Annotated in this window: 10 protein-coding genes, 1 pseudogene and 1 other annotated feature (1 of these 12 running past the window's edge); of the genes and pseudogenes, 7 read left to right on the top strand and 4 right to left on the bottom strand. The window is 37.7% G+C overall.

All coding sequences use genetic code 11. The features are described 5' to 3' along the window. Window positions 1–570 (bottom strand): annotated as a pseudogene (locus tag L655_RS01000000125065) (M48 family metallopeptidase) (it extends 202 nt beyond the left edge of the window). A gap of 197 nt (window positions 571–767) precedes the next feature. Here L655_RS01000000125065 and L655_RS0104380 point away from each other — a divergent pair. Then, window positions 768–1,970, top strand: coding sequence for a Bcr/CflA family efflux MFS transporter (locus L655_RS0104380; protein WP_024604217.1), 1,203 nt, complete (start codon window positions 768–770; stop codon window positions 1,968–1,970). A 26-nt stretch (window positions 1,971–1,996) separates the two neighbouring features. On the opposite strand, the gene grpE is transcribed toward L655_RS0104380, so the two are convergent. Both grpE and L655_RS0104370 read right to left on the bottom strand, forming a co-directional pair. After that, window positions 1,997–2,608 carry a nucleotide exchange factor GrpE gene (grpE, locus tag L655_RS0104375; protein ID WP_024604216.1) on the bottom strand — a complete coding sequence of 204 codons (612 nt, stop codon included), beginning with the start codon at window positions 2,606–2,608 and terminating at the stop codon, window positions 1,997–1,999. A 58-nt stretch (window positions 2,609–2,666) separates the two neighbouring features. Next, window positions 2,667–3,632, bottom strand: a complete 966-nt coding sequence (locus L655_RS0104370) for an HrcA family transcriptional regulator (protein WP_024604215.1) — start codon at window positions 3,630–3,632, stop codon at window positions 2,667–2,669. A gap of 154 nt (window positions 3,633–3,786) precedes the next feature. On the opposite strand from L655_RS0104370, the gene nadK reads away from it, so the two are divergent. The 4 genes from nadK (at window position 3,787) to L655_RS0104350 (ending at window position 7,411) form a co-directional block, all read left to right on the top strand. Beyond that, complete coding sequence (gene nadK / locus L655_RS0104365) at window positions 3,787–4,671, top strand: NAD(+) kinase (protein ID WP_004335384.1); 885 nt, start codon at window positions 3,787–3,789, stop codon at window positions 4,669–4,671. A gap of 77 nt (window positions 4,672–4,748) precedes the next feature. Next, window positions 4,749–5,306 carry a hypothetical protein gene (locus tag L655_RS0104360; protein ID WP_024604214.1) on the top strand — a complete coding sequence of 186 codons (558 nt, stop codon included), beginning with the start codon at window positions 4,749–4,751 and terminating at the stop codon, window positions 5,304–5,306. Between the two features lie 75 nt (window positions 5,307–5,381). Then, on the top strand, window positions 5,382–7,055 hold the full coding sequence (gene recN / locus L655_RS0104355; RefSeq protein ID WP_024604213.1) for a DNA repair protein RecN: 1,674 nt from the start codon (window positions 5,382–5,384) through the stop codon (window positions 7,053–7,055). A 32-nt stretch (window positions 7,056–7,087) separates the two neighbouring features. After that, window positions 7,088–7,411 (top strand): hypothetical protein, encoded by a 324-nt coding sequence (locus L655_RS0104350; protein WP_004335381.1) that lies wholly within the window; start codon window positions 7,088–7,090, stop codon window positions 7,409–7,411. Window positions 7,412–7,424: 13 nt separating this feature from the next. Here the strand turns inward: L655_RS0104350 and L655_RS0104345 are convergent, their stop codons facing one another. Next, on the bottom strand, window positions 7,425–8,447 hold the full coding sequence (locus L655_RS0104345) for a GGDEF domain-containing protein (RefSeq protein WP_342626694.1): 1,023 nt from the start codon (window positions 8,445–8,447) through the stop codon (window positions 7,425–7,427). Window positions 8,448–9,023: 576 nt separating this feature from the next. Between L655_RS0104345 and L655_RS0104340 the strand changes: the two genes are divergently transcribed. Further along, window positions 9,024–9,344, top strand: coding sequence for a transposase (locus L655_RS0104340; protein ID WP_024604194.1), 321 nt, complete (start codon window positions 9,024–9,026; stop codon window positions 9,342–9,344). After that, window positions 9,302–9,418 (top strand) — a sequence feature (AL1L pseudoknot). (Overlaps the previous gene by 43 nt.) Next, the coding region (locus L655_RS0104335) for an IS3 family transposase (RefSeq protein ID WP_139016270.1) at window positions 9,347–9,764 on the top strand (418 nt) is incomplete at its 3' end. (Overlaps the previous feature by 72 nt.)

Below are 9,764 nucleotides of genomic sequence, written 5' to 3'. Positions count from 1 at the left end.
GGCTTCTGATTCGTGAGAGCGGCTAAATGGTAAAACAACTCCATATTGTGCGCCCAAACCTAAGCCTTGCATAATTTCGTTACGGTATTGAATATTACCCATTTCAAGTGCCGCGCTGCCCAGCTGCATACCGGTATCTAAAATAGAGCTTTGTGAAACACGCTCATTAGAATGCTCAGCTATTACGTGCCCTACTTCGTGACCTAGTACTGTTGCTAGTTGGTCTTGATTGGTGGCTATTTTTAATAAGCCCGTATGAACCCCAATGTAACCCCCAGGTAGTGCAAAAGCGTTAGCAGATTCATCTTCAAATACCACTACTTCCCAATTTTGCGACGCGTATTCTTTTGGTAATACAGCGACTACTTTTTCAGCAATGCAATTTACATATGCATTTGTTTTTGGATCTTTATTAATTGGTTGGCTTTTTTTCATATCTGCAAAGCTAGCTGTGCCCATTTCACTCATTTGTTGATCTGAGTAAAGCGCTATTTGAGTACGTCCTGTTGGTGACGTTTTACAACCGGCTAAAACGGCTGTCGCTAATACTGCAAGTACTAGTTTTTTCATGATAATTCTCTTAAGTAATGAATTTTTTATTGCTTGTAGAATAGCAAACACAGTACCAATTTAAAATATTTGCTTTATGTACCGTTATATTAAAAAAAAACAATATGACGATAAACTTAGCGGGCAAACTAAGTTTATTCAAATACAATGCCCTGTTACACTATAACCCTTGTTTTTAGTGATTGTTGAGTTTACATATGGACGCCTCAGCCTCGTCTTTTAATACCCGTATTTTATTGCCTTTATTGGCCAGTATAGTGGCGATTACGCCATTGGCGATAGATATGTACTTACCTGCCATGCTGGTAATTGCAAACGATTTACACACTAATATGCCCAATGTACAAATATCCTTGAGTATTTACTTAGCGGGTTATTCATTAGGGATGCTATTTTTTGGCCCCATTGCCGATCAAATTGGCCGCCGTAAGCTTGCACGTATCGGCTTAACCTTATTTGGTGCAAGCTCACTTGCACTGGCATTTACCACCGAAATCCATGCTTTTTGGACTCTTAGAGCAGTGCAAGCATCTACGGGAGCGGCAGCAACGGTTGTAGTACCGGGTATTATTCGCCATATTTATCAGCAAAATACAGCTAAGGGAATGTCGTATGTGTCGATGATTATGATGGTAGCACCGTTAGTTGCCCCTTCTGTTGGTTCGTTTATTTTAGGATTTTCTGTTTGGTCAACAATATTCTTGGTTCTTGCTGGTTATAGCTTTTTAATATTGGCGTTTGTGCAAGTGTATCTAATTGATATTCCTATTCACAAAAATGAAAAAAAGGGTCTCGCTCTGTTTTTCGACAGCTATAAAACAGTACTCAGTAATAAAGATGCACGTGCCGACATACTCAGTTCTATGTTTGTATCGTTTGGATTTTTTTGCTTTTTGACCTCAGTACCATTTATTTATTTAGATTTATATGAAGTGTCAGAACAGTTATTTGGTGTGTTATTTGCGTTTAATGTAATGGCGCTGATGTTTGGTAACTTTTTAAATACGCGAATTGTACCAAGGCTGGGCTCTCGGAAAATGCTCTATATTGGGCTTACATTTGGATTTGTATCGGGGCTGGCTTTGCTAACATTTAGCTTATTGCATTTATCACTTTATTATATTGTGGCTGCTATTGCGCCATTAATGATGAGCTTAGGCGTCACTGCAAGTAATGCTGACTCGCTAATATTAATGAAGTTTGAAAAAAACACAGGCACGGCAACGGCCGTAATTGGCACACTTCGTTTTGGCAGTGGCGCGTTAGTTGGCCCACTACTCGCTATTATGCATGCAAAAAGCGCAGTGCCATTTTCAAGTCTAATGTTTAGCGCTGTGTTGCTTACTATGCTCGTACAGTTAATTCACTATAAAAAAGACAAAAAAAATGCCTCAATATGAGGCATTTTTTAAAACTAATAATTCAATTAAGCATCAGCAGCTTTAGAAACCATAACCATTGCAGGGCGTAATAAACGACCATTTAATGTATAACCTTTTTGCATAACAGCAAGTACTGTATTAGGTGTTACATCGTTACTTGGTTGAATTGACATTGCTTGATGAAAATCTGGATTAAACTGCTCACCTTGTGGGTTTACAATTTCAACACCAAACTTTGCAACAGCATCGTTAAAGCTTTTAACTGTCATATCGATACCTTCAAGCAACGGCTTTAAAGTCTCATTTTCTTTATCAGAAAACTCAATAGCACGCTCAAGATTATCAATTACAGGTAGTAATTCGTTAGCAAATTTTTCTAGTGCAAACTTATGCGCTTTTTCTACATCTTGTGCTGCACGACGACGAATGTTGTCTACGTCTGCTGCAGCACGAACAACACCATCTTTTTGATCAGCAATAGTTTGTTTAGCAGCTTCAAGCTCTGCATATAGCATAGCTATTTTTGCTTCAGGGCTTTGCTCTTCTTCTGCATGTTGATCAGCGGCTTCTACTGCTGCTTCTACATCAGCCTGCATTTTAGAAATTTCTTCGTTTAATTCTACTTCTTGCTCAGGGTTTTGTGTCTGCTCAGACATAAAATACGTGCTCCAATTCTTTACAACTGCGGTAATTATGGGGATTGAATAAAAAGATTCAAGAGTTAGATGCCTCAATTAATTTAAATTCTCGAATTATTTCTTCGATTTGCGCTGATTTAGGGCAAATTATACAAAAGCGGCTTTGGTATTCTTGATTTTGAAAGTACGGCACGCTTATTACGATCAATTCATCACACTCAGTAAAAGGCAATTTTTCGCTATTAAGTACCGATACACCGTTTTTAAAAGCGAGTTTATCTTCTACATAATTTAAAAACGAAACACCAATATTTAAACTTTGCTCACAATCGATTTGTTTATAGAGGTAATTTTCGCCAACTACAATACTATTATCTGAGCCTAATTTTTGACTTAGTTGTCGCGTCCATTGATTAAGCGAATCATGACAATTTCGAGGCGCTGTATTTGCCATCGCCTGCATACGATACAAACCCTCCATAAGAGTTTGTTGGCTAAATACGGTGTTCAACCATGTTGCAAACTGATAACGAACAGAATCTGACGAATCATGAGGTTTATCAATACAAATGTTGTGGCTCTGCCCAGCCCTGTCTATTAATAGAATAAGCCAGTCGGTAGAATCAAAATCAAGCACTTCTACTCTAAACACTTGCTGCGAGCTGACTTGTGGTAAACCAACACAACAACATATTTGGTATTTTTGGCTCAAACCATGTGCTAGTTCAACGAGTTGTGATTGCTCTGGTTGCCAATAATTAGCAATGTCAGCGAGTGGAAAAAACTCGTCAAACCAATAATCAAACCCTTCATTTGTGGGCACTCGTCCTGCAGATGTATGAGGTGAATACAATAGCCCCACTTTTTCTAAGCGAGCCATAGCATTACGAACCGTAGCCGAGCATACTGCCATGCCTTTGAGCTTGGCAATTTTTGTTGATGGAACAGGCAAGCCTTCACCATTACAGTACATGTTCATAACAGCTGAAAAAATTTGCTGATCTCGTGAGTTTAGTTTCATGGTATCTACATCTTGTTGCATGAAAGAGATATCGGGGCGTCTAGTTGTTTTTCAAGTCGTGCAGTTAACTGACTGCGAATAAAATTGAAGGTTTATAATATTGCTATAATCTGTATTTTCAAACACTTCTGTTTTGAGTTACTCTACAATTATTAAATCTTTTTGTGCGTACATTATGGACTCTCCTTTTAATACCATTGGACTAATTGGCAAACCTAATCACCCGGGAGCCGCTGCTACCCTTCAGCGCTTACATACATTTCTACTTGCGCTTGGTTTTGAGGTAATAGTAGAAAAACGCACAGGGAGTCAATTAGACGATATCCCGCATGACAAACTTGTTAAGTTAGTCGACTTAGGAGAACAAGCCGATTTAGCTATTGTTGTAGGCGGTGACGGTAACATGCTTGGTGCTGCACGCGTGCTTGCGCGCTTTAACATTGCTGTAATTGGAGTAAATAGAGGTAACCTTGGCTTTTTAACTGATTTAAACCCTGAAGGGTTTGAAGCGAGCTTAGAGCAAGTCCTCAGTGGTGAGTACCTTGAAGAAAAACGCTTTTTATTAGAAGTAGAAGTATATCGCCACAACGAATTAAAGAGTGCAAATTCTGCCGTTAACGAAGCGGTACTTCATGCCGATAAAGTAGCGCATATGATTGAGTTTGAAGCTTTTATAAATAATGACTTTGTGTTCTCTCAGCGCTCTGACGGTTTAATAGTATCAACCCCTACTGGCTCTACGGCATATTCACTTTCAGGTGGCGGGCCAATTTTAACGCCAGAGCTAAATGCAATATCGTTAGTGCCTATGTTTCCTCATACCTTATCTAGCAGACCTTTAGTGGTCGATGCCGATAACGAAGTACGCTTAAAGCTAAGCCTAGAAAATACAGATAGCTTGCAAGTAAGTTGCGACAGCCATGTTGTGCTTGCCGTATTACCCGGCGATGAGGTAGTAATTAAAAAAGCGGATAAACAATTGCGCTTAATTCATCCAAAAAATTACTCGTACTACAACGTTTTACGTACAAAACTAAATTGGGGTAGTCGTTTGTACTAATTTTATTGCCAAAAGTTAAACGATAGAGCAAAATATTAGTAACAACTAAAAATTAAACATTTCAGGAACAAACGGCAATGACTTATGTAGTATTCTTTGCTTTACTGCTATTAATTACACTTTTATACAGTTACCTCAAAATTGAGAGTAATCGCAAAAAAGCAATCGAAGCTAGAAAAAAGCTATTTAATGAACGTGTTTCGCATGTAAATTCACGCCTTAGAGTAAAACTTAATGATCTTCTTGATGCTAAAATAATTCGCCCAAAATACGTTCCTCGTATTCAAGCTATTGTAAATAATTTTTTTGTTGTTCAATCGCATACAGAAGAGAATTTACAGCAACTTGAAGATACCGCTGACCTACTAATTAATACGTTGTCCAACGAGTTAATTAAAACTAATCAAACGAATATAATCCAACCATTGATTGATAATATACAGTACTTTGTATCTGAGTTACCTCAGCAAGGAATTTTATACAATAAGAGTTTTTACCTAAATACTTTACCTCCACTTATCGGGCTACTTAAAACCGAAGACGTTATACAAACTACTGATATTGTTGATGATCAAATTGATACCTCCCCAAAAACTTCTGATACACAATTTACTCAAGATGTAAGCGTTGCATAAATAATAAAAAATTAATTTGCAAAAAACCAAAACACTGTATAAATTAACAGTTAATTGACTGGATGGATAAACAGTATGTTAATTGGTTTAGAAGTTAAAAATTTTGCAATTGTTAGTAATTTAAGCACAGAATGGCGCAGCGGTATGACCGCGATCACAGGCGAGACAGGTGCTGGTAAATCTATTGCTATTGATGCGCTATCATTATGTTTAGGTGAACGAGCTGAAGCATCAGCAGTGCGCCCAAGCTCTGATAAAGCAGAAGTATGCGCTCAATTTGACCTAACAGATTTACCGCTAGCTCAATCGTTTTTAGAGCAACATATGCTAAACAATGACGATAATGAATGTTTATTGCGTCGTGTTGTTTGCAAAAATGGACGCAGTAAAAGCTATATTAATGGCAGTGCCGTTACCGCATCACAATTAAAAGAACTTGGTCAATATTTAATATCTATTCATGGACAACATGCCCACCAACACTTATTAAAAGCTGAGCATCAGTTACAGCTTTTAGATGCCTATGCAGGGCATCACCACTTAGTAAATGATGTAAATAACAACTATAAACAGTTTGCTAACTTACAAAAAGAATTTAAACATTTAGAGCAACAACAGCAGCAACAAGCAGCGCAAAAACAATTGTTAGAATACCAAGTTGCAGAGCTCGATGAGTTTGCCTTACAAGAAAGTGAGTTTGATTTAATTGAGGCCGAGCATTACAAACTTAGTAATAGCCAAACAATATTAGAATCGTGCCAACGTGAATTACAATATTTATATGAAAGTGATGAACAAAATGCTTGTTCAATGCTGCAGCACAGTGCCCAACAATTCGCTGAGCTGGCTCAATACGACGAAAGCTTAGCGGGCGTAGCAGCGCTCCTTAGTGAAGCCGCAGTACAAGTTGAAGAAGCAAGCCGTGAAGTTCGAAATTATACTGAGCAAGCAGATTTAGACCCTGCTCGTTTAGGTGAAGTAGAAAATAGACTAAGCGGTGCGATGGATTTAGCGCGTAAGCATCACATAAAACCACAGCAGCTAGTTGAGTTTCATCAATCGATTGCTCAAGAGCTTGAGTCAATAAGTAATAATAGTAATCGTCTAGAGCAACTAGAGTCAGAAATAGAAAGCGCGTTACTTAGTTATAAGCAAGCTGCCGATGAACTAAGTAAAAGTCGCTATGAGTATGCTAATACACTTAACACACTAATAAGTGAAAGCATGGCTAATTTATCGATGGAAAACGGTGTATTTGAAATAGCTTTAACTCAAGAGAGTAGCCGCGCACCAAATAGCTTAGGGTACGATAATGTGTCGTTTTTAGTATCAACTAATCCTGGGCAGCCACTTCAGCCGTTAGCTAAAGTAGCCTCAGGTGGTGAGCTTTCGCGAATTAGCCTTGCTATACAGGTAATTATTGCCCAAAAAGTAACAACCCCAACGCTTATTTTTGATGAAGTTGATGTAGGTATTTCTGGCCCTACGGCATCAGCCGTAGGCAAACTATTGCGCCAGTTAGGTAAGTCTACTCAAGTGATTTGTGTTACCCATTTACCGCAAGTTGCTAGTAGCGCACACCAACAATTTTTTGTAGCTAAAGAAATAGCACAAGGCGAAACGTTCACTCATATGCTGCCTTTGAATAAAGATGGTCGTATTAATGAAATAGCTCGCTTACTTGGTGGTGATAATATCAGTAAAACAGCTAAAGCGAATGCTAAAGAACTAATAATGGCCCATGCCTAATATTGGTTAATAGAGCTTTGAAGGATTAAATAATGCACAGTACTTTAGTTAATTTTTGTATCATTTTAAGTTGGTTTTTATTAGCGCTAAGCAGCTGTTTAATAATTTTTAGTAAATATAAGCATACTTACTTTAAACAGCGTTTACTGAGGTTTTTAAATAGCTTTTTAGTTCTTCAGATAATCGCCGTAGCCTATTACTTTACTAGCGAAAAAATAAATAACCTAAGTGACTTAGGCATCAGTTATTGGCTATTAATTACAATGCAGATTGCCTGTAATGCAATGTGTTACATGAGCGTAAAGCGCAGAAAGGCTAAAATAAAGCCATCACTTGATTCGTTTTCAATGGATTAAAGTAGATAAACTTTTAAGAAGAACACGTTCTGTTTTTACCTTGCGCTTTTGCTTTATAAAGTAGTTCATCAGCACGCTTGATATCAAGATCAATTGAGCGTTCGGCACTTGCAGAGATAACACCAATACTTAGCGTAATATTGGTACTATCTGAAAATAAGCTTACAGCTGAAGCTTTAAGGGCATTATGGATTTTTTCTGCAACGAGCTCGCCCTCATCAACGGTTACATTTGGAATCACAATTAAAAACTCCTCACCGCCCCAACGTGAAGCAATCGCATTTTGTGGAATATTATTTTCAAATGTTTTGGCTAAATGGATAAGAGCTTCATCGCCAAAATCATGGCCGAATTGATCATTAATTTTTTTAAAATTATCTACATCAGCTAATAATATTACAAACGGGATATTATTATTTTTAAGCTCATTTTTAAAAGCTATAAGCTTATTCATAGTGAAACGGCGGTTTGGCAGATTAGTGAGTGGATCTATAGTTGCTAAAAATTCATTTTTTTTGCTTAAAGCAATTAATTTACTGCTGTATTTTTCTCTTGAAAATTCGTAATAACCACTCAACGATGCAACAATTATAAAAGCGAGTATGATTCTGACTGGAAACTGCTCAGGATTGTAGTCATATATATTAAATGTATCAGCGCAATAAAAACCGAGAACAATCGCCGATAAAAATAAAACAATATCAAACGTCCCTCGTTTAAGCCCTCGAATTGAATAAGTAACAGGAGACACTATAAATATCCATATAGGCCCTGTACCTTGTGCTCCTCCTGTAAGTACAAGATAAAACATTAGTGCATACAGGTTATATAAAATTACAGTTGCAGACTTCTCTACACCTCTACCTATATTAAACGCCGATAAGTAAACAAACGAAGAAACAACCAAAGTAAATGCTAATAAATAGCTGTTGTTAATAAATGCCAAGCTAGCCATCGAAAACGTTGCTATAAACCCTATTGAGGAAAAGAACCGAACAATGAGCTTAATTTCTAAATTGTTTGAGTATTCGTACATAATTTCTATTTATTTTATTTGTATATAAAAGCAAACTTATAGATATAAAGTAAGCAAACCGTAAACAGCGTGCAATAATGAACCTACTTTATATTTAAATCAACTATTAAGGTTAGTAATTAACACTGACAATTGTGCACATATTTTTAGCCTCTTGCATTTATCTCAGGTAAGTACATTTTTACGATATTAAATTGCTTGGCACTAATACCATTTACTAAAATTATATAAGTACGCCCTTTTATTCCTGCAATAATCGAACTGACTGGTAGTCAAAGAATATATAAACCTGCACAGTTAAAGTTGGTAGTAACTATTCTATGAATTGTGCCTGGCCCCAGCAAATAACACATTAATCAATAAAAGTGCCGCTACAAGAAAATACACGCATTATACCAATCCGCAATAATACTCAATCAATTTCAAGGATTGAACTTGGCACTAACTGTGTTAAAACTTTCGAGATACGACTGCATGAATACAAAGCAATGTAGAGGTAATTGCCGAGAACACCTAAGTAGCAAAATGAATCGCCCCGTGTTTGCCAGAGACTCAATAACTTGAGAAACTGGAACTATGAAAAAATCAAATCGCTATACATCAGAATTTCGTGAACGTGCAATTAGGCTTGTTACCACACAACAGCATGAATACCCTTCTCTTTGGGCTGCGCTAGTATCGATTTCAGATAAACTGGGATGTACCCCAGAAACACTTAGAGCATGGGTCAAGAAATCTCAAGCTCAACCGTCTAAACCCTCTTCTAATACGCCATCAACTGAAGAACGCCTTGCCATCTTAGAGCGCGAGAATAAAGAGCTCAAGCGAACGAATGATATCCTGAGGCAAGCTGCCGCTTTTTTCGCCCAAGCGGAGCTCGACCGCAAACAGAAGTAATAGTGGATTTTATTGATGCTTGCAGAGAGCATTACGGTGTCGAGTCAATTTGCAAGGAATTGCCGATTGCACCATCAACGTATTATTCTCATAAACAGATACAAAGAGAGCCTGAGCGACTGTCTAACCGCAAAAAGCGTGATGCTGAGCTGATAATACTCATTCGCGAAGTGTGGGAGGATAATATGTCAGTTTATGGTGCAAGAAAAATATGGAAGCAGCTACAGCTTGACGACCATCAAGTCGCCCGCTGTACAGTCGAACGATTGATGCGAGTTATGGGAATTCAAGGTGTTCGTCGGGGTAAAGCACATAAGACAACGATACCTGACGAGCAACAAGATAAGCCACTTGATTTAGTTAATCGTCAATTTACTGCTGAGCAGCCAAATCAACTTTGGGTAGCTGACATCACCTATG

This window comes from Pseudoalteromonas sp. TAE79 (assembly GCF_000498015.1).
In the GTDB taxonomy this organism is placed as follows: Bacteria; Pseudomonadota; Gammaproteobacteria; order Enterobacterales; family Alteromonadaceae; genus Pseudoalteromonas.
The sequence above is the reverse complement of the archived record's forward strand: the minus strand, read 5'-3'. Positions and strand labels throughout refer to the sequence as shown.